14 protein-coding genes and 1 riboswitch are annotated in these 21,681 nt (G+C 45.4%); of the genes, 10 read left to right on the top strand and 4 right to left on the bottom strand.

All coding sequences use genetic code 11. The features are described 5' to 3' along the window. Positions 1 to 124: 124 nt before the first annotated feature. From ACFSVM_RS07680 to ACFSVM_RS07660, 5 genes are all read left to right on the top strand, one after another. Positions 125 to 874, top strand: a complete 750-nt coding sequence (locus tag ACFSVM_RS07680; RefSeq protein WP_143042056.1) for an ABC transporter ATP-binding protein — start codon at positions 125 to 127, stop codon at positions 872 to 874. Then, the gene (locus ACFSVM_RS07675) at positions 871 to 2,814 is read left to right on the top strand and encodes an ABC transporter permease (protein ID WP_379261217.1); all 1,944 of its coding nucleotides are present in this window, start codon (positions 871 to 873) and stop codon (positions 2,812 to 2,814) included. The genes ACFSVM_RS07680 and ACFSVM_RS07675 overlap by 4 nt, the downstream gene beginning before the upstream one ends. Positions 2,815 to 2,864: 50 nt before the next feature. Then, complete coding sequence (locus ACFSVM_RS07670) at positions 2,865 to 3,479, top strand: DedA family protein (RefSeq protein ID WP_076310957.1); 615 nt, start codon at positions 2,865 to 2,867, stop codon at positions 3,477 to 3,479. A 44-nt stretch (positions 3,480 to 3,523) separates the two neighbouring features. Further along, the gene (locus ACFSVM_RS07665) at positions 3,524 to 4,381 is read left to right on the top strand and encodes an undecaprenyl-diphosphate phosphatase (protein ID WP_090722710.1); all 858 of its coding nucleotides are present in this window, start codon (positions 3,524 to 3,526) and stop codon (positions 4,379 to 4,381) included. A gap of 396 nt (positions 4,382 to 4,777) precedes the next feature. Next, complete coding sequence (locus ACFSVM_RS07660) at positions 4,778 to 5,494, top strand: hypothetical protein (protein WP_379261214.1); 717 nt, start codon at positions 4,778 to 4,780, stop codon at positions 5,492 to 5,494. Between the two features lie 257 nt (positions 5,495 to 5,751). Here ACFSVM_RS07660 and ACFSVM_RS07655 read toward each other — a convergent pair whose 3' ends face one another. Continuing rightward, on the bottom strand, positions 5,752 to 6,522 hold the full coding sequence (locus tag ACFSVM_RS07655) for a GTP pyrophosphokinase (RefSeq protein WP_379261212.1): 771 nt from the start codon (positions 6,520 to 6,522) through the stop codon (positions 5,752 to 5,754). Between the two features lie 234 nt (positions 6,523 to 6,756). On the opposite strand from ACFSVM_RS07655, the gene ACFSVM_RS07650 reads away from it, so the two are divergent. The 3 genes from ACFSVM_RS07650 to ACFSVM_RS07640 all read left to right on the top strand — a co-directional run bounded on the left by ACFSVM_RS07650 (position 6,757) and on the right by ACFSVM_RS07640 (position 16,104). Then, positions 6,757 to 13,467, top strand: a complete 6,711-nt coding sequence (locus tag ACFSVM_RS07650) for a beta strand repeat-containing protein (RefSeq protein ID WP_379261210.1) — start codon at positions 6,757 to 6,759, stop codon at positions 13,465 to 13,467. Then, positions 13,464 to 15,158, top strand: coding sequence for a DUF11 domain-containing protein (locus ACFSVM_RS07645; protein ID WP_379261208.1), 1,695 nt, complete (start codon positions 13,464 to 13,466; stop codon positions 15,156 to 15,158). Before ACFSVM_RS07650 ends, ACFSVM_RS07645 begins: the two co-directional genes overlap by 4 nt. 340 nt (positions 15,159 to 15,498) lie before the next feature. Then, positions 15,499 to 15,636: riboswitch (cyclic di-AMP (ydaO/yuaA leader) on the top strand. Between the two features lie 6 nt (positions 15,637 to 15,642). Beyond that, positions 15,643 to 16,104: a C40 family peptidase gene (locus ACFSVM_RS07640; RefSeq protein WP_076310963.1), complete on the top strand. Its 462-nt coding sequence runs from the start codon at positions 15,643 to 15,645 to the stop codon at positions 16,102 to 16,104. Positions 16,105 to 16,229: 125 nt separating this feature from the next. Here ACFSVM_RS07640 and glgD read toward each other — a convergent pair whose 3' ends face one another. Further along, positions 16,230 to 17,330, bottom strand: a complete 1,101-nt coding sequence (gene glgD / locus ACFSVM_RS07635; RefSeq protein ID WP_090722728.1) for a glucose-1-phosphate adenylyltransferase subunit GlgD — start codon at positions 17,328 to 17,330, stop codon at positions 16,230 to 16,232. 25 nt (positions 17,331 to 17,355) lie between these two features. Then, a complete protein-coding gene (locus tag ACFSVM_RS07630) occupies positions 17,356 to 18,504 on the bottom strand; it encodes a glucose-1-phosphate adenylyltransferase (protein WP_076310965.1) in 1,149 nt (382 codons plus the stop codon). 471 nt (positions 18,505 to 18,975) lie between these two features. On the opposite strand from ACFSVM_RS07630, the gene ACFSVM_RS07625 reads away from it, so the two are divergent. Beyond that, positions 18,976 to 19,194: a hypothetical protein gene (locus tag ACFSVM_RS07625; RefSeq protein ID WP_076310966.1), complete on the top strand. Its 219-nt coding sequence runs from the start codon at positions 18,976 to 18,978 to the stop codon at positions 19,192 to 19,194. Positions 19,195 to 19,303: 109 nt separating this feature from the next. Here ACFSVM_RS07625 and ACFSVM_RS07620 read toward each other — a convergent pair whose 3' ends face one another. Then, positions 19,304 to 20,038 carry a DUF1836 domain-containing protein gene (locus ACFSVM_RS07620; protein ID WP_090722729.1) on the bottom strand — a complete coding sequence of 245 codons (735 nt, stop codon included), beginning with the start codon at positions 20,036 to 20,038 and terminating at the stop codon, positions 19,304 to 19,306. Positions 20,039 to 20,288: 250 nt separating this feature from the next. Here ACFSVM_RS07620 and ACFSVM_RS07615 point away from each other — a divergent pair, with 250 nt between their 5' ends. Then, the gene (locus ACFSVM_RS07615) at positions 20,289 to 21,617 is read left to right on the top strand and encodes a hemolysin family protein (RefSeq protein WP_177178611.1); all 1,329 of its coding nucleotides are present in this window, start codon (positions 20,289 to 20,291) and stop codon (positions 21,615 to 21,617) included. The last annotated feature ends 64 nt before the right edge of the window (positions 21,618 to 21,681 follow it).

Here is a 21,681-nt window from a genome sequence, read left to right as displayed (position 1 = left end):
GCGACTCCATTGCTGATTGTCTTACAAATCTGTAAGCTAACTGTAAGCCTGCATACTAGCCATCGATTGGGGCGGTTCATTATAATGAGTACAACGAAATAAAGAAAGAGAGGTGACTGTGACCGTGCCGCTGCTGGAAGTACAGAACGTGTCCAAAATATATGACGGTTACTCACATGATAAAGCACTGGACAATGTTCGGTTTCAAGTAAGAGACGGGGAGTTCGTTGGCATTATGGGACCATCGGGCAGCGGCAAAACGACGCTGCTAAATGCCATAGCGACGATCGATCCTCCCTCTTCCGGAGAAATTCGGATCAGCGGTCACAATGCATATCAAATGACGGCCGAGGAAATGGCGCTGTTTCGCAGACGCAGACTTGGCTTCGTATTCCAGGACTTTAACCTCTTAGAATCACTCACTGTCGAAGAAAATATATTGCTTCCACTGACATTTGACCATGTGCCGCAGGACGAAATGCACAGAAGACTCAGCCATGTGCTGTCTAGACTTGGCATTGAGTCTATACGAAATCGAATGATCTACGAAATCTCAGGAGGTCAGAAGCAGAAGACAGCGATTGGAAGAGCCATTATTCATGAGCCTGCCGTCGTGCTTGCCGATGAGCCCACTGGAAATCTGGATTCGAAATCGGGCAGAGATGTCATGAATCTGCTGAAGATGCTGCATGAACAAGAGCAGGCGACACTGCTCATGGTGACGCATGATGCATATGCTGCAAGCTACTGCGAGCGTGTCATTTTTATTAAGGACGGGAAGCTGTATAACGAGATTTACAGAGGAGACAATCGGCAGGCTTTTTTCCAAAAGATTATGGATATGCTGGCACTGCTCGGTGGAGATCGCCCATGACGGTAAGACAACTGGCCTTAAGGAACGTCATCCGGGGCATCAGAACGTATGCGGCTTATTTTTTATGCAGTGCGTTTTCCGTCATGATTTTTTTTGTAAATGCCTTGCTCATTTTTCATCCGGATATCAGAAACGGGCTAAGCTCGGAAACGGCTGTTCAAGCATTTGTAGTCGCAGAATGCATGATTTTTGTATTCTCCTTCTTGTTTGTGCTGTATTCCGTCAGCTCTTTTCTCTCCTCGAGAAAAAAGGAATTCGGCATCTTTATGCTGCACGGCATGACGCTGGCCCAGCTTGGCAAGATGATATTCCTGGAGAACATGATTATTGGATTGTTATCCATTATATTCGGGACCTTTGCAGGAACATTGTTTGCCAAGCTGTTCTTTATGGCCAGTGCCAAAGCACTTGAGATTGCTTCTCTGCCATTTTATCTGTCGCCGTCTTCCCTGCTGCTCACGATTGGGGCATTCGTGCTGCTATTTCTGCTCATATCGGCATACACATCTAGAATGGTAAGGACAAGCAAGCTGATCGAGCTATTTCAAGCAGTTCCTAGGAGGGAGAAAGCACCATATGCCTCTCCTGTTCTATCCGCTCTGTCAATTATATTGCTGCTAATCGGGTACATCTTCGCAGTCACAGCGGACACGTATACGATCTATGACAGGGTTGTACCTGTCGTGCTTATTACGACAGCAGGGACTTATCTGCTATACTCGCAGCTCGGGGTGTACTGTCTCCAGCATTTCCGGAAGACACGCGGCAGAAGAATGAATGGCAGACATTTACTGACCTTGATCGGGCTGTCTTCCCGGTTAAAGGAGCATTCCCGTATGTTTTTTGCAGTGACCATGTTATCAACGATTTCCTTCTGCTCGCTTGGTGTATTTGCTTCCATTAATGTCGTGTCTGGACTGTTCGAAGAGGATTATCCTGCTGCTGTCGGGTATGTATCCAAGACCGGCAATCCTTATCGTGAGGAGCATCTGGCAGATATCAGAGCAGAGCTAACCGAGCGAAAGCTCGACTATAGGGAGGATCAAATCAAGATCAAATATGCTCCCGTTCAGCCAAGCTCTGAGTATGTTCACATTGCAAGAAATGAGCTTCCTGTCGTTTCGTTCGCAGATTACAAGCAGGCTGTGCTGCAGGCCGGATTTACAATGACTGAGCAAGCTCCGGCCTACAATGAGGCGATCCTTATGATCAGCTCACAGAATGACCGCAGCAAGACAAGGCATTGGAACAAAAGAGAATACATGCTGAAGGAGCCTCAGATCTCCATTACAGAGATCGGATTTACGAATCATGTCATTATCCCGGATAATTTGCTGGATGACTTTGACGAGAGCTTTGAAGCCGTTATTATACATGATGAGCTCTACCAACAGATCAAGCAGCCTGCGAGACAGGATGTCTATACCGGCTTTTATTTGGACGATTTTACTCAAACGGCCTTTGTTGCTAGTGATTTAGCGGATCATGGACGTACGCGTTACGATGCTCACAAGTCCTACTCCATCTCGGTCAGTGGAACCTTGTATATCTTGAGAGAGAGCATGTACCGCATCCTGCTGTTTATTGCCATGCTCCTTGCAGCTGTGTTCTTCATCGCTGCTGGCAGCTTCCTGTACTTCAGGCTGTATGCCGATCTGGATCGAGATCAGAAGCAATACCTGACATTAATGAAGCTGGGCTTAACTGACAAAGAATTCAAACGAATGGTAACCGGCCAGCTCGCAACCATGTTCTTCTTGCCGACTTTCGTAGCAGTCATTCATAGCATATTTGCGTTCATTGCATTGCAGAGCTTGTTCTACTTGTCCATTGCTACTAAAATGGGAGTTGTGCTTTTTAGCTTTATGCTTGCTCAGGTGTTATACTTTTTCTTTATTAGGTTTCATTATTTAAGAAACTTAAAGAAAACGCTCCTCTAGTAAATGAGGAATATGACTAGAAAATTTATAGGATTTACAGGAGGTATATCTTGCAAAACTGGATTACTGATTTTATGGAGCAGTTTGGCTATATCGGCATTGCTCTGATCATCGCACTTGAAAATGTATTTCCACCGATTCCTTCGGAAATCGTACTTCCTTTTGGCGGGTTCATGACCACTTATTCGGACCTTACCGTACCGGGAGTCATCTTAGCAGCTACCATCGGTTCTGTTGCCGGTGCCATCATTCTGTACGGAATCGGTCTGCTTCTCGATGTGGAACGTCTGGAGAAGATCATTGACCGTTGGGGGCATATATTACGCGTCAAAAAAGAAGACATCCGTAAAGCCGATGCTTGGTTTGATAAATACGGATACTGGACTGTTCTATTCTGCCGGATGATTCCGTTGATCCGAAGCCTGATTTCAATCCCTGCCGGTATGTCCAACATGAAATTTGGACTATTTCTATTGTTCACAACGATAGGTACGGTCATCTGGAATACCATTCTCGTAATGGTCGGTGCGGCTCTCGGTGAGAACTGGCACTCGATTACTGAATTTATGGATGTATACTCCAATATTGCGTACGCGGTTATTGCTGTGGCTGGTATCGCCTTTTTGATCTGGTTCTTCCGCCGCAACAAAAAACGTGCTAAATAAAATGCTAAGCTGTTACCAGATGTTAAAGGAGAAGTGAGTATTTCATGGAATTTGATTTTATTAATTTACTTAAATCGATCATTCTAGGGATCGTGGAGGGTTTAACGGAGTTTGCTCCGGTATCCTCAACAGGTCATATGATCATCGTGGATGATATGTGGCTTAACTCCAAAGAGTTCTTGACTCAATATGTTGCCAATACGTTCAAGGTTGTTATACAGCTCGGTTCGATCCTAGCCGTTGTTGTCGTCTTCAAAGACCGATTTATTAATCTGCTTGGGCTTGACCGATTATGGAGCAAGAACAAAGCCGCTGCTATACCTGCTTCGGGAACGAATCGTTTGAAGCTGATGCAAGTCATTGTTGGCTTAATTCCTGCAGGTGTGCTTGGTCTCTTGTTCGAGGATTATATCGATGAGCATCTATTCTCGGTAAACACCGTACTTATCGGGCTTGTAATTGGTGCGTTCTTCATGATCGCAGCTGATCTCTTCGCTCCGAAGACACCTAGAGTAGAGACAGTAGATCAGATGAGCTACAAGCAAGCTCTTTCCATTGGACTCATTCAATGCTTGTCCTTGTGGCCAGGGTTCTCCAGATCTGGTTCGACGATCTCCGGTGGTGTACTCTTAGGGATGAGCCATCGTGCTGCTTCCGACTTCACCTTCATTATGGCGGTGCCTGTCATGTTCGGTGCAAGCTTCCTGTCCCTTGTGAAGAACTGGGAGTACTTTACGCTTGATGCATTGCCATATTTCATTGCTGGTTTTGTAGCTGCATTTATCTTTGCACTCATCTCCATTCGCTTCTTCTTGAAGCTCATTAACCGTGTGAAGCTGGTGCCGTTCGCAATTTATCGTATCATTCTCGCAGCTATCATTTATTTCGTATTTGTGATGTAGTGGAATCATATCATTTAAAAATAACAGAAGAGGAGACCTGTATAGATTCTACAGGATCTCCTCTTCTGTTATTTTAACAAGACAGACTTAACGTTTACTGGAACTCAGCTGAATAATCATCAAGATGAGCACAAGCAGCTGGATGAGCAATTCCGCACTCATGACAAATCCCTCCTGCTATCTTAATGCTCCTTCAGCCCGTTCCCTCCTCTGTTTCCATCGGTGATCTATACGTTTCCCATACTATACCTATGCACAGAGCTCTTCGATTATGATCATCACTTGCTTAAGCACTTGTCACTCTTATGGAATAAATGTCATACTTGTCCTATACAATAATGAAGCATTAATCACAATGCGCCCCTATCTATAGAAGTGAAAGGTCGGTTATTATACATGAATGATGCTAAGCTGAAACGAACATTCTTGCCTCTTCTGCTCATGACGATCATCCTGCTGCTTACCGCTTGTGCCAAAGGCGAGGCCCATGTAACGGTAAATACAGACGGTACAGCAGACGTGAAATTTAATATTCAGATGAACAATCAAAACCTGGAAATCATCGGTCAGCCCGAGCTGATCAATAAGTTGAAGGATACCTTTGCAGAGCAAGGATTCGAGACGGAATCTGCAGCTACTAAAGATACGCAAGGGCTGACGGCTTCGAAGCAGATTGACATGAGCTCGGCAGATCAGAAGCTGGAAATACCGGATAGTGTTAAATTTACTCACGACACGGATGATAAGTTCTTCTATTCAACCCATCGTATTGTGGTCGATGCAGATCTGATGAGCGCCATTCCTGTCAATGATTGGACAGATACGCTCAACTCCATTCCTTCCTTTGTTCGCAACCTGGTGTTTAAAGAGGTAGATCTGGACTTTAAGCTTACGCTGCCGATCAAGCCAGAATCCAGCAATGCCAATCAGACGAGCGAGGATCATAAAACGTTGACGTGGAACATTAATCCACTGTCGAATAACCATCTGGAGTTAACCGTTAATGTCCCTAATATTCAAAATATTCTTATCGTTTCCATTGGCCTGCTCGTCCTCATGATCGTCACCATCATCTTCTTGGTCAGAAAAAGAAAAAAGAAAAAGACCTCCTAGTACGTCAGGCCACTGGCGCAGATTCGTGAGATCCAAAGAACCGGAGAATTGCCTCCCGGCTACCGTACAATCACAATCTAACTCAACGCTAGGTAGATACCTCTTAGTATATATATCAATAATGCAAAATTCTGAGGTAAGAAAAAAAGACGAGCTCCATTCTATAAAACAGAATGGAACTCGTCTTTTAGGTAATCGATTATCCTTTTACTAAGCAGGCTGGTCTACAGCCGTTCATTCGCCTCAATTAAATAAGCTTATTTATTATTATCCTTGTCAGATATAAACCGATCGGCAGCTTGATCAATGATCTCCATAAAGGCGCTCGGCAGCATGAATTGCTGATCCCTGATAATAATCTTACGAGGGTCCTCTTCCTCTGCCTGAAGATCCTTTATTTCCTGGATTTCATGATGCAATCTCTCCATCTTATGATCCAGATGGTTTGCTGCATCCGCCGCGCTCTTCAGCTCTCTAAGCATATGCTCAGGAACATCCTTGTTATATTTGTAAAATATTTTGTGCTCCAGACTCGCCCAGAAGTCCATCGCGATCGTTCGAATCTGAACTTCAACGCAGACATTCTCTGTCCCGTCAGACAGAAATACGGGTACTTCAATAATCAGATGCAGACTTTTGTAGCCATTCGGCTTCGGATTGGCAATATAATCCTTTACATCAAGCACTTTAATATCACTTTGCTTCTGCAGCATCTCACTGACTTTATAAATATCGGATATAAAAGAACACGTTATTCGAAGGCCTGCGATATCCTTGATATGCTCTTTAATGTTGCCAAGCGAAATCGGATATCCCTTGCGATACAATTTCTTCAGAATACTCTCGGGAGACTTCAATCTGGACTTGGTATGTTCAATAGGGCTGTAATCATGAAAGGCTTCGAATTCCTCTTTTAGAATATCGATCTTGGTCTCAATTTCGTCCAGGGCGAATTTGTATACCATCACAAAACGGGTAATTTCATGCTTGATTCGCTTCATCTGATCTAGCTGACTCATTTGATTCATGTGTATTTCTTCCTTCCTCACTCTAGGTGATCCTACAGAAATAACTTGATTAATTTTCTTTTCCTTATTTCATTGTACACGATCTGGACTCCCCATTTCAAAACAGGCAGCTTTATCGAAAAAAAGAACAAATTTACAGGAACTCAGGCATAAGCTGATATAAATGGTTAGACATCATGATAAAATACGCTCGGCAGGTTTACTCAAATATAAACTTAATCCATATTCAAGGGGGTGACTCCAATTCCTCTTGTTTTACGTGCAACGTACAATGCAACAGGCGCAATCACCTTTACCGGTAATACACTTGGCTTAAGCCGCTCCAATACGGAGGGTGTGCCAGGTACCTTGGACAGCATCGGCGCCTTTATCACAACGAACTCGGCAGTCAGATTCGGTACATACCCGTTAGGCACAACCAGCTCATACCAGAGCAACAATTCATCAGCGGTGCTGGTACTTCCCTCAGGAAGTACGGTACTCTATGCCGAGCTTATATGGGGCGGCTCTTACATCAACGGCAGTGTCAATTTAAGTTCGGCAATCAACAACCCGGTAATCTTCACGACTCCTGCCGGCACCAGCAGCGTGACACCTGACCCCACTACTTATAATGCCTTTGATCTTGGTAACGGAGCACAGGCTTATGTAAGATCGGCCAATGTCACTTCCCTCGTTCAACAAGGGGGAGCAGGGACTTACATTACCGGCGGAGTCGTGGGAACGATCGTTGTTAATAACGATACGACAGCTAATCATGCGGGATGGACGCTTGCCGTAATCTACAATAACCCGACGCTGCCTTTTCGTAATATGACGCTTCGGGCAGGCGGTCTTCTGGTTAATACGTCCAATCAATCGACGATAACCGGATTTGCCACCCCTACTTCAGGCGCACTTGGAGGAAGAGCCCTCTTTAGCGCCCAGGAAGGAGATGCGAACCGTACCGGAGACTCGGCACAGTTCGGACCGACCGCAGCTACGCTCGTGTCTTTATCCGGGCCGAACAACTTCGCGAACAACTTCTTCGCCTCACAAATTAATAATGATGCGGGACAGTTGAATACAACAGGAAGCTTTGGCACGTCCAATCAGACGAACGGTGCACCAGGGACGAATATCATCGCCGGACGTCAGGGCTGGGATATTACGAACGTAGATATATCCGCCAGACTTGTCAATAATCAGACCTCAGCGGTGCTTAATCTTACAACCTCCGGCGATGTTTATATCGTGAATGCCAATGCACTGCAGATCAACATTAATTCACCCAATATAACGGTATCCAAAAGCGCAAACGTATCTGGCCTGGTTGTTGGCGACACCGTCATTTACACCGTTGTTGTTGCAAATACAGGTACAGCAAATGCAGCCAATGTCGTCCTTACCGATGTGCTGCCTGCAGGTCTAACCTTTGTTACGGGAAGCGTTACGGTTGCAGGAACTCAAAGACCAACGCTGGATATTCGTTCAGGCGTACCAATCGGCACATTGAATCTGTCAAGCAGCGTGACGATTACGTATCGTGCTACAGTAACGTCCATCCCGAGCCCTCAGCAGGTGGTGAACACGGCGAATGCCGCTTTTACGTTCCAAAGCGTTGCGGGTGGAAGCACTATTACCGGCGTTATTCCGTCCAATGCTGTAACACTTCCGGTGTATGCTCCCATTTTTAATCTAGTCAAATCCTCCAACATCGCTAATGCAACCGTCGGGGATACTCTTACTTATTCTATTGCAGTTACAAATTCAGGGAATATCGGGGCGACCACCACTTTTACTGACAATGTTCCGGCCGGTACCAGCTATGTGCCAGGAAGCTTTCAAGTGAATGGCAGTACCATCGCAGGGGCAAATCCTGCGACAGGAGTGAATATCGGAGTCGTTGCGTCAGGCAGCACCTCACAGGTCACATTCCAGGTCGTTGTAAATTCCTTGCCTTCTCCCCCGACACTAAACAATCTAGCCTCCGTATCCTACACCTATCAACCACCGGATGGTCGTGTATTTAGTGGATCCGCAGCCTCCAATACCTTGTCAACGCCTGTATCATTGCCAAATGTAGCTGTCAGCAAAACAGCAAATCTGACGGATGCCGCAGTAGGTGAGGTGCTCACGTATACAACGGTGATAGCGAATAACGGCACTACAGCCTTGGCAAGCATCGTATTTACGGATGTTATTCCTGCAGGAACCTCCCTTGTACCCGGAAGCATCACGGTTAATGGAGTAACCCGCAATAATGCGAATCCCGGAAGCGGTATTTCGCTGCCAAGTATCCCAGGAGGAAGCTCATCGACCGTAACCTTTCAGGTGCTCATCCAGTCTGTTCCTGCGAGCGGGCAAATCGTCAATCAGGCCAGTGTCGCATACCGTTCAGGGACTTTTAACGGTCTTGGCACCTCGAACACGGTATCTACTCCTGTATATCAGCCGATTATCAGTGCTGTGAAATCATTGAACGACAATTATGCTACAATCGGCGATATCATTACAGTAAACATCAACCTGCAAAATACAGGTAACATCGGTGCACAAGTATCAGTCACAGATCCTATACCTGCTGGTACCCTTTTTGTCCCAGGGAGTGTTACGATTGGAGGCACCAGTGTGCCTGGCGCTGATCCAGTATCAGGCATCTTTATCGGGACACTGACAGCGGGAAGCACCAATACGATTACTTTTCAGCTTCAGGTTGCGTCTCTACCTGCACCGCCTTCCATATCGAATACGGCCTCGGCTAATTACTCCTATGTGCTTCCAAGCGGCCGTACACTAACAGGCTCAAGTTTGTCCAATACTGTCACTATTCCTGTATCGGCTCCAAATGTAACCGTTGATAAAATTGCCAACGCAGCCGAAGCCGCAATCGGTGATGTCATCACTTATACCCTTACTGCTTCCAACAATGGCGTAGAGCCTGTCAGCAATGTCATTATCTCGGATACCATCCCGCAGGGAACCGTCTTTGTTCCGGGTTCAGTAAGAGTTAACGGTGTGGTGTCTCAAGCTTCCAATCCTTCTGGTGGAGTGGCCATCGGGTCTGTACCTGGTCAGTCCTCCGTCGTAGTCAGCTTCCAGCTTCAAATTGTTGCCCTCAACGAAACAGGAATAGTAGCGAATCAGGCAAGTGTCGCTTTTACCAGTGGTACATTCACCGGGGCATCTGTATCCAATACTGTTATCCTGCCTGTCTATAATGCGAATGTATCACTAACCAAGTCTGCTAACAGATCAAACGTCACTGTAGGTCAAACCTTAACGTATACTTTTATACTCTCTAACACAGGAAACACACCGGCTTTTGCCACACTCTTCGATGAGCTTCCGCCAGAGGTCGTATTTGATGCTAACAGTGTTGTCATTGATGGTCAGCCTACTCCAGGCGCAGACCCGGAAACAGGGATCAACATTACCAGCATTCCTGCGGGCGGAACGACAACAGTCACCTTCATTGCGACCGTCAATGATCTGCCGTTATCCCAGCGGGTGATCAATCAGGCTGACGTGAATTACTTCTACCAGACAGGAAGCGGAAGAATATTAACCGGTACTGCTTCCTCCAATTCGGTCACGGTTAACGTCTCGGCTCCAAATGTGACACTTAGTAAGACTCCCTCCAGAACAACGGCTATTGTGGGAGATTCCATTATTTATACGATTGTCGTTACAAACAATGGAGGCGCACCAATTAATAACATCGTACTTAGCGATAGGCTTCCATCCCAAGTTTCCTTCATTCCTGGGAGCGCGACTGTAAATGGAACTCCTCTTCCATCTGCATCTCCGCAATCAGGTATTCCAATCGGCAGCTTGGCTCCTGCAGTCAACGCGACCGTAACTTTTGAGGTGAATGTGACCATGGCAGTGCCTTCAGAAATTAATAACCAATCAACCGTAAGCTTTACATCCGGCGTCTTCTCAGGTACTTCGAACTCCAATACATCTACCATTCCTGTCATACAGCCGCAAATTTCTCTGCAAAAAACAGCAAGTACAAGTAACGCAACAGTGGGTGATACCATTGTATATACCGTTGTTATTACCAACGCAGGCAATCTGGCAGCCGATTTGGTTCTGAGCGATACCGTTCCGGCAGGAACCACATTCTCGCCTAACAGTGTTATTGTTCAGGGCAGCCCGGTTCCCGGTGTGGTCATTAGTGATGGGGTCAGTATTGGTACCATTGCTGCAGGACAGAGCGTAACCGTCTCTTTTGCCGTCGTGGTTACTTCCCTGCCGTCACCACAGCTGATCACCAATCAGGCATCCTCTGTCTTTACTTTTACACCTCCGGATAATCGGACGTTGACGGGCACTGCGGTATCGAATACCGTCAGCTTCCCCGTGTCCGCTCCAGATGTAGAAGTGACGAAATCGAGCTCACTGGCCGATGTTTCAGTGGGAGATATTATTACCTTTACGGTAACTACCCTGAATGAAGGGATTGCTCCGGTCACGAACGTCCTGTTCTCAGATCCTACGCCAGGCACGACCTTCATACCGGGAAGTGTGACCATTAACGGGGTGCCTGACCCTTCTGCTTTTCCTGCGGGAGGGATTGAACTGGGTACCATTACACCCGGAACCTCCACTACAGTAACCTATAACGTAAGGGTGGACACTATACCTAGTCCTCCTCAAATTACAAATCAGGCGGCGGTTACCTATACATCAGGCGCTTTTACAGGGACCACCTATTCCAACACGCCGATTATTCCGGTATATGAGCCTGTTCTCAGCGCTGTCAAGTCAGGGAGCTCCATCAATGCGACCGTCGGTGATACGATCACCTATACCATTAGTGTCACGAATTCAGGCAACTATGCTGCATCATTCACATTAACGGATCCGATACCAGCTGGGACGTCCTTTGTCGTAAACAGTGTATTAATTAACGGCCTTCCGGCTCCTGGAGCCGATCCGGCAGTAGGTATTCCCGCGGGCGTCGTGGCTCCAGGTACTTCAACAACCATCATATTCTCGGTCGTCATTGATACTTTGCCGAGTCCGCAAATTCTGTCAAATCAATCGTTTATTGCTTATGCTTACACGCTTCCTTCCGGCAGAACCTTAAGCGACAACACCGCCTCCAATGTCTCTGTTATAACCGTCTCTGCTCCAGATGTCGCGGTAGTAAAAATTTCTGCGCTGACGGCGCTATCAGTAGGTGATGTAAATACTTACAGTGTAAATGTCACGAATAACGGCATCGCAGCGGTAAACAATGTAATTCTGAGTGACCCGCTGCCTTCATTTGCAACCTTTGTTCCCGGAAGTGTAACGGTAGATGCAGTATCTATTCCCGCTGCCAATCCTTCTACCGGCATCAACATTGGAAGCATTCCGCCGGGTGCCAGTGTCAATGTTACTTTTCAGGTACAGGTAAACGCTCTGCCTCCGACAACACCTGCTGAGCTTACTAACCGCACAACGGTTACCTTTACTTCCGGTACCTTCTCAGGAAGTACCTTCTCGAATACCGTGTCGACTCCAGTATTCCAACCGATCCTAACGGCCGTAAAGTCCGCCAATACGGCTAATGCAACCGTCGGAGATATCGTCGTTTACAGCATCGTATACTCGAATGCAGGTAATTATGGAGCTAATGTCATTCTTACTGATAACATTCCCGCCGGAACAACACTGGTCCCTAACAGCGTCATTGTAAATGGAGCTCCTATAGCAGGTGCAAATCCGGCTGCAGGTATTGACCTCGGGGTCATCTCGACAACAGCTACTGTCCTCTTCTCTGTAACGGTAGACAGCCTGCCTGTAAGCCAGCAGCTATCCAACCAGGCGAATTCAACCTTTACTTATACATTGCCTGACGGCCGTACGTTAAATGGCTCCTTTGCTTCCAATCTGCTGCAGATTCCGGTCTCTTCGCCGAATGTTTCATTAGTCAAGAGTGTCTCGGTGCCTACAGCAGTGGTTGGCGATACCATAACTTACAGTGTTGTAATTACCAATAACGGGATTACAAATGTCAGTAACGCGGTTCTATCTGATGTTCTTCCGTCCCAGAGCAGCTTCGTTCCTGGCAGTGTTACGATTAATGGCGTTACCCAGCCTAGTGCAAATCCAGCCGGAGGGATCAGCATCGGTACACTTGCACCCGGAGCATCAGCAACCGTTAATTTTGCAGTCAGTATCAATGCTTTGCCCCCAGCGCCATATATTATTGAGAACCAATCATCGATCAGCTTTACAACAGGAACCTTTACGGGAGCTTCTTATTCCAATACGGTATCTACTGCAATCTATCAGCCGATCTTGAATCTCGTCAAAACGGCAAGCTCATCCAACGCGACCGTTGGGGATACAATTGTGTATTTCCTGAGCTTGACGAATAACGGCAATCTGCCAGCAGATATGGTCTTGTTTGATGACTTGCCAACAGGCACCGTGCTCATTCCGAACAGCGTACTCATTAATGGAGTTCCGCAACCGGGAGCAAATCCGGGCACCGGCATACCAGTCGGGCTGGTACAGCCTGGAAATAGCGTATCCATTACCGTTACCCTTCAAGTTGTTGTTGATACGCTGCCGAATCCTCAGCAGTTAGTCAATCAAGCGACCGGCAATTATACGTACTCACCGCCAGATGGGCGTGTATTGTATGGAACCATCAGCTCTAATGTGCTGGTTATTCCGGTATCATCGCCAGATGTTACTGTAGTGAAGAGCTCCCCTGCAATTGATGCTGTCGTGGGAGATGTCATTACATATACTGTCGTTATTACCAATAACGGGATTACAGAAGTGAACAATGTCATCATGGTTGACCCTGTACCAATTGGCACAATTTTTGTCACAGGCAGTGTTACCGTAGACGGTGTACCAAGACCTTCAGCCAATCCAAATTCAGGCATCAATGTAGGAACGATCGAAGAAGGTACCTCTGTCGCAGTTACATTCCAGGTGCAGGTTGTCTTGATATGAGCCTGGATCCGAATCAGGAACGCCTTCTTCAGAACCAAACGTCGGTTACTTTTATATCAGGAGCAACAGGTGGTGTAGCTTATTCCAACCTGGTGAGCATTCCACTAACCGGCCCGGTAATCACGATTCAAAAATCAGCTTCCGTTACGCAAGCTGCATTAGGCAGCATCATCACATACGAGCTGAACATTGCTAACACAGGGAACGCCGATGCAGAGGTTATTGTGCAGGATGCGATCCCGGAAGGTCTGCAATTTATTGTTAACAGTGTGCTTCGGAATGGGCAGCCTCTTCCGGGTGTAGACATTTCTTCACCTCTGAATATAGGTATCGTTGCCAGCAGCTCAGCAGCCAATATCAGTTTTCAAGCCATTGTCACCAGCCTTCCGCCTTCTAACGAGATCTTCAATGTGGCAAGCGCAGCGTATACTTTTCAAACTTTGGATGGCCGAACCATCACGAGATACGTCACTTCTAACGGTGTGCGGATTGCAATTGCCAATGCGCAGCTGACCATATCTCAGCGTGCCAACACGCTTCAAACCTTTGTTGGAGATGTTATTACTTTTACTGTAACGATTCAAAATACAGGCTCCGTACCCGTGCTCAATGCGAGATTGAGCGTAGTGCTCTCTGCAGGAATGAGCTTTGTTCCGGGGAGTGTGATACTTAACGGTATCATCTCTCCGGGTCTTGATCCTGTTCAAGGCTTTATACTTCCCGTCATTAATCCTGGAGAGGTTGTACAGCTGACATACCAAGTTCGTGTGCTCAGCGTTAGTAGTCCTTTATCGAGCGAAGTACTCGTTGCTTACACCTCTGACGGCGTGCCTGTACAGACCAGTTCCAATGAAGTCGTTCTTTCCCCAGTTGAACCCGTCGTGAACATGGTCGTAACGGTCATGCCTGGTCAAGTCACCTATGGAGGCGCTGTACAGTTTACTGCTGTGATACTAAATGAAGGGGATCTCCCGATCGAGGCTGTTTACTATATGAATTTTCCACAAGGTCTTATCTTCGAAGATTATTCGGTTCAAATCAACGGGGTCGAGGTTCACAATGCCAATCCTGTGCTAGGCATAAGGCTGGGGACTTTGTTTCCGAGATCCAGAACGGTCATTACGTACCGAGCCCTTGTATCCTTCACCCCCTATTCCCGATTTACGCAGATGAATCTGATCAATCAAGCAGCTCTCCAGTTTACGTATCGACTGACCGATAGCAGAACGGTCTCGCTTCGTGAGGAGACAGAGGTCCAGGTATTATTTCTTGCACCTGTTATTCAGGCGGAGCTCACTTCACAGCCTGTCCGGGTTGAGCGGGGTGATGAGGTCACCATACGAATCTTGGTTCGCAATACGGGAAATCTTGCAGCAGCTCTATCGCTGCGAGGTCTCATTCCACCGGGTACAGCGCTTATGAGGGGAATCTTGCACTTCCAGGATGGGACCATAAAGCCCTTCTCAATACAAGATTTGATAGACGGGATACTCATCATAGGGGTTCTTGAGCCGGGACAATATGCAGAGATTGAATATATCGTTCGTGTGAATATCGAAGGACTTCTGCCATCCGATTTGTTAAAAGGGTACGTTACTGTATTATTTACTTATTTGTTTGAGAACAAGGAATATACACTGGAAGTTCACTCGAACGAATATATCATTGTAATCGAGCAGCACGATGAATAGAAATATCATACTCATCATATGAAAATCCCTCACTTCAATCCTGGAAGTGAGGGATTTTCTATTCTTGGATGATACTTAACTCCTCAATCTACTAAATTCGACAAAAACTAATGACAAGTTTGTCAGAAATTTATGAACGAATGAACACCTTCCAAAGTTCCTATACCTTCGGTTTAACGAGCACTTCACGATTTATTTTACACAACAACGAAAAAACTATGCCAAACTTCGGAAAAGAGAGTTGATAAATATACCAGTGAATGATAAAATCCAAAAGTAGATAAAGTAACAATTTCGTAATCATTAATGTCACTTTCGTTGTCGAAATCATTAGGTGTATGACTGATAACTGCCGAATTCTCGCACCAAGAAGCGGGGGACCCGACCATTTATGGGTGAATTGATCAATATTAAAGTGATCATAGGGAACCTTCAACCGAATCCTTAGCTAACCTCGCAGGCATTGGAAGGAGTATTATTTACTTTGAAAAAGACACTAACAGCAGCGGCACTAGGGTTCGCTCTATTATTCTCCGCAGGAGTTACAGAAGCATCCGCATCTATTCTATCTAAAACAGTTAACAATACCGTAGGCATACCTTACCAATTTGGTGGTTCCACTCTATCCGGATTCGATTGCTCCGGATTTACTCGTTATGTATATAAGCAGCTTGGTGTGAATCTGCCTCACAGCTCCAAACAGCAATTCCATAAAGGACAGGCTATCAAGAAATCCGAGCTTGTAAAGGGAGATCTTGTCTTCTTTAATACCAGCGGATCCGGTGTTTCACATGTGGGAATTTACCTTGGCAACAATCAATTTGTGTCCGCTACCTCATCCAAAGGGATCGCCATTACACCGATTAACAAAGGATACTGGAGCTCCAAGTACTACGGAGCCAAAAGAATACTGAGCCCGGCCTCTGCTGAGAGAGCTGGATTATAATTACATTACCCGATATATTATCGTTCAAACAATAGTACAAGCATATAAAATAAATGAAGAAGGTCCAGGAATGATTCCTGGACCTTCTGATGTATATGACACAGCAAGGGCTTGGAGCATTACGTTTAGATTTGGCTGCTCTTCGCAATGACATAGGGCTTCTTGGCATCACCGATCAACCTGCGATCCGCAGACAAGTGTACATCCTTATCCAATATCACGTTCTCAAGCACCGCATTCTCCTCAATTACGCATTTCTGCATAATAATCGAGTTACGTATTCGCGCCCCGCTATGTATCTTAACACCCCTAAAAATGATACTGTTCTCCACCGTTCCCCCAATAACGCATCCATTCGCAATTAAGGAATTACTGACTTCGGCCTGTTCCAAATAACGAGTTGGCGGCTCATACTTAATCTTGGTATGCACCTCATGATATTTAAACAGCTGATTGTACTGTTCCTGCTGAAGCAGCTCCAGACTGTTGCGGTAATAGCTGTCCACAGAGTTAATCACGGCATGATATCCATCATAAGCATAAGCTGCGATTTTGAGATTGGTCAGATTGTTCTGTATTCCATCTCGAAAGAAATGATTGTGGCCATGAGCAATACAATGATCTATTAATTTCAGGAACAGCTGCTTCTCTACAATAAATGCACCTAAATAGATATTGGGATGTCCACCTTCCCCATGCATCTCCGTGACCCATCCGTTATCCACATCGATTCGGATGCTTGATTCATATTCTGGGAGAATTTCATCTGCTTTTTTATACAGCAGGGTGATGTCAGCCTGTGTTTCCATATGATAATTAAACATCTCTCTATAATCAGCTGTGTAGAGATGCTGGCTGCCGGTATGAATAATATGTGTTCCAGACCCTCTCAGGAAAAAATCACGATTGTTATGAAAATGCTGCAGGTCTCCTTTTGATCTGTCCGTGGGATCATTCCAATCCGGCGGCAATATGAATAATCCTCCATGCTTGCGGTCCAGATCCCATGGCGCGCCTTCCCCTAAATGATCCATCAGGGATCGATATTTACGACGAACAAACAAAGCGATGTTATGTACTCCGGAGTGCATCATATTGGACAGGACAAAATCGATCAAACGATACCTGCCTGCAAATGGAACGGCTGCGCCGCAGCGAAAATAAGTTAATTCGTTCATTAAATCGAGTTCATGATCCAAGTTCACTACACCCATGAGCTGTTGCATATAACGGCCACCGTCCCTGTTCATATTATTTCAAACCATAGGTATGAGGTCTGTAAGCTTCATCAACGAGCAATATTTCATCCTGATCCTCTCCACCTATGATAGAACCGTCTCTGATGATCATATTTTCACTCACGATCGCTTTATGAATCTTGACGTTCTTCCCAATCTTCACCTTAGGCATGATCACCGAATCTGTAATTTCGCTTCCCTCTCCAACCTCAACGCCATAAAATAATACAGACCTGTTCACATCACCGTGCACAACACAACCTTCATTCACGATACTGCTGCGTACTTGCGCATCCTTGGAGATGTAACATGCAGGCTCATTGGGATTACGGGAAAATATCCGCCAATTCGGATCATTCAAATTTAATGGGGGATCGTCAACCAAGAGGTCCATATTAGCCTCCCATAGGCTTTGAACGGTACCGACATCCTTCCAATAACCGTCAAATGGGTATGCAAACAGCCTTTTCTCATTACGGAGCAGAAGAGGAATAATATCTTTACCAAAATCATAGGTGGAATTTGGGTCTTGCTCGCTTTCGAGCAAATGCTGACGCAGCACAGACCATTTGAATAGGTACACACCCATGGAAGCAAGGGTGCTGCGCGGCATCGCTGGTTTTTCTTCAAATTCGAAAATCTCGTAATTATCGTTCGTATTTAGCAGTCCAAATCGACTTGCCTCGGATAGTGGAACGTCAATAACGGAGATTGTGCAATCCGAATCCCGCTCTTTATGGTACTGCAGCATGGCATCGTAGTTCATTTTGTAGATATGATCGCCTGACAATATTAGAACATGCTCAGGATCATACTGATCAACAAAATGGATATTGCGATAAATCGCATCCGCGGTACCCCGATACCAGCTGTTACTTCCTTCGCGTTCGTGCGGAGGAAGGACAAATACTCCGCCTTTACGTCGGTTTAGGTCCCAATCACTCCCAATACCAACATAGGAATGAAGGATCAGCGGCTCATACTGAGTAAGTACACCAACTGTATCGATTCCGGAATTAGCACAATTACTAAGCGGGAAATCAATAATTCGATAGGTTCCTCCAAAATAAACCGCAGGCTTGGCTAAAGTTTTGGTCAGACCCTTCAAACGTTTACCTTGTCCTCCGGCCAGCAACATGGCCACCACTTCTTTTTTGTTCATGGAAGAGCCTCCTCAGGAATCGGTATGAGTTAACTGTAGCTGCTTCTGGTGAAGTGAATTCGCAGGTATGAAGTTGTAATGTAGGTATGTCTGTTTGTGAAGTTGGTAAGGAATGATGTTATTACTGAAGAAGTGGTAAATGGCAGTAAGATAGTGCATGAGGTTAAATGAATGAGAGTTAGTAGACCTAAGAGTATTTACACATTTAGTTCAAATTCATAACACATGAACAGGAACTACAAGAATAATTAATTTCTATTATATTATAAACAATAGCAACAGCTCTTGACAAACAGAGGTTTATGACGTTTCGCCCCTAATCTCCTCGGGATATGTCGACTTTAGACATATTTATACTTTTACAAAAAATATAATGCATTTGGCTTGCAATACATGTTCGCAGATAGTAAAATACGGCTTTGAGTGTATGAACTATAATAAGAATTAACGCTAAGAAAGGGGATTATTCCCATGGAACTTCTCAAATCTGAATTGCCCGGTGTAGGGATGAAGTATCAATTGGAGACGAAGGCAGGTTCCAATTTCATCATTGTTCATCATGAGGATGGACGCCGTGAAATTTACTGTTCCGATCCAGAGGATCAAGAGAGCCTCATCTTTATTGCCGAGCTGGAGGATGAGGAGTGTATGTTGCTCTCGAGTATTATTGGCGGATGGAATGAAAGGTAACTAACCCATAATCAGCTACCAAAAAATCAGACAGTCGCGTACAGAGCTATGCCTTTTGTACGAGGACTGTCTTTTTTTGTATCCTTGGGGATTGATGAGTCATCCTTTCTTATAGAAATAAGGTGGCATTCAAATAACGTTTGGACAGAGAATACAGATACGTCGTTTGGATCGATAATGTGGCGATGAACAAAATATTTCGAACGACCAGATGCTGCTTCTCAGACAAATGGGGAAATTGTTCGGCCATCCGGCTTGCTGCAGTGCGAATTTCTTCCTCCACTGCCTTATCTGTATGAATCGTTCGTTCATATTGACCTTCCAGCTGTTCAAACAGTTCCGCATAAGTGCTGTACAATTGCAGTGGACTAATTAGATCATCATCCTCGCGTTCCGGCTGGTTAAATATGCCTTCGAACAAATGACGGATAGACTCAAAATCAAGCACGGATTTGAGGTCATCAATAATAAACAATAACGAGGCTTGATTGATGGAATACTTTTTACCAATTTTCGGAGAGGACAAATATTCTTTGAAGTCTCGTTTCACCCAATTTTGCATGGATGTAATAGAGACATTCGAATATTCAACGAGCTGACCGAGCGAAGCGATTTCCTGCAATGAGAATCCTGCTGCACGATTGCCCTTGATGAGCTTCTCTAAGATCGGCGGCACGGATGTGGATAGGAATGCGGGGAGTGCATTGCCATTCTCCACATCTGACGGATGGTGTTTATTCCATGCTTTTTGCAGCATAGCTAGGGGTGTTTCATGATGTTGTCCCTCGATGGACAGCAGCAATTGTGCCATTTCACAGCGAGTAAGTGAGAACAACTCTGTCATCTACCGGACCTCCCTTGCGTCTATGGTTAAATGTTTGTTAAAAATCACATGGATTTATATTACGCCGAACGTATGACCTTGTAAAGAGAGGTCAGGATAAGGAAATTTGGCGTCTAACTCTCTATTAGGGCCAAAATTAACCCATACGGTCTATTATTAACCCTACAGACCATTGATAATCACAGGATAAGTTCGGTATATTAGTTCATATGAACCTAAAATTTATTATAAAGGATTGTGAAGAACTCTAATGGGTATAGGACCGAATTTATTAGTGTTTGCAATACTCATTGTACTAACCGCATTCTTCGTCGCTACCGAATTTGCGATCATCAAGCTCAGGCCGAGCCGTGTCGACCAGCTGGTGCTCGAAGGACGCAGAGGTGCCCTTGCCGTACAGAAGGTGACAACGAATCTGGATGGTTATTTATCGGCTTGTCAGCTAGGGATTACTATTACGGCTTTAGGTCTAGGATGGTTGGGTGAACCCACAGTTGCGATTATGATTGAACCTTTGTTCGCACGCCTGGGCGCACCTGAGGAATTAGTTCATCTCCTCTCTTTCATTATTGCGTTTATGATCGTTACATTCTTACATGTTGTTGTAGGTGAGCTTGCGCCGAAGACGATGGCGATCCAAAAAGCCGAAGCGATCACATTCATCGTTGCTAGACCGATTATGCTGTTTCATAAGATCATGTATCCGTTTATTTGGCTGCTTAATGGCTCGGCTAACAAGCTCGTTCAAATGTTTGGTCTAAAGCCGGTGAAGGAACACGAGGATGCACACTCGGAGGAAGAAATTCAAATCATATTATCCGAGAGCTACCAGAGCGGTAAAATTAACAATACAGAATATGGCTATGTAAACCGGATATTTGCTTTTGACGAGAAGCTTGCCAAGGAGATCATGATTCCTCGTACCGATATGGTCTGCTTATATACAAACAATACACTTGAAGAGAACATGAATATAATCCACAGAGAACAATATACACGCTTTCCTGTTGCCCACCAGGGGAAGGATCAGATCGTAGGCATGATTAATACAAAGCAATTGTTCCTGAACTATAGAGAGAATGAAACGTTTGATCTCAAACAGTTCTTGCACCCTGTACTATCTGTTTCAGAAGCAACACCTGTGAATGAGCTCTTAAAGAGAATGCAAAAAGAACAGGTTCACCTGGCTGTCATTGTTGATGAATTTGGTGGTACCGCAGGACTCATCACCATCGAGGACATTCTTGAAGAAATCGTCGGCGAAATTCGGGATGAGTTTGACTCTGAGGAACGCAAAGAAATTGAACAGATTGGTGAAATGCATTACATTGTAGATGGCAAGATTCAATTAGATCAAATAGCCGACCTTACAGGGCTGCACTTCGACCTAGAAACCGCCGATACGATTGGCGGCTGGCTGTTCACGATCCTGATGAATCCTAAGGTCGGACATACCCATTATCACGAAGGAATGGTCTTCACTGTCAAAGAAGTAGGTCGCAACCGTGTCAAGAAGGTTGAATTCAAAAAAGCTCCCGAGGAGCTTGAGCTGGAATTGACCCCGCAGGCGGTCGGCTAAAGAACATACCGGTAATCACTCAAATACGGCAGCCCTAAAGTAGGCTTAGGGTCTGCCGAATTTT

The organism is Paenibacillus shunpengii (assembly GCF_042684905.1).
In the GTDB taxonomy this organism is placed as follows: Bacteria; Bacillota; Bacilli; order Paenibacillales; family Paenibacillaceae; genus Paenibacillus; species Paenibacillus shunpengii.
This window is presented reverse-complemented; position numbering and strand designations above follow the sequence as displayed.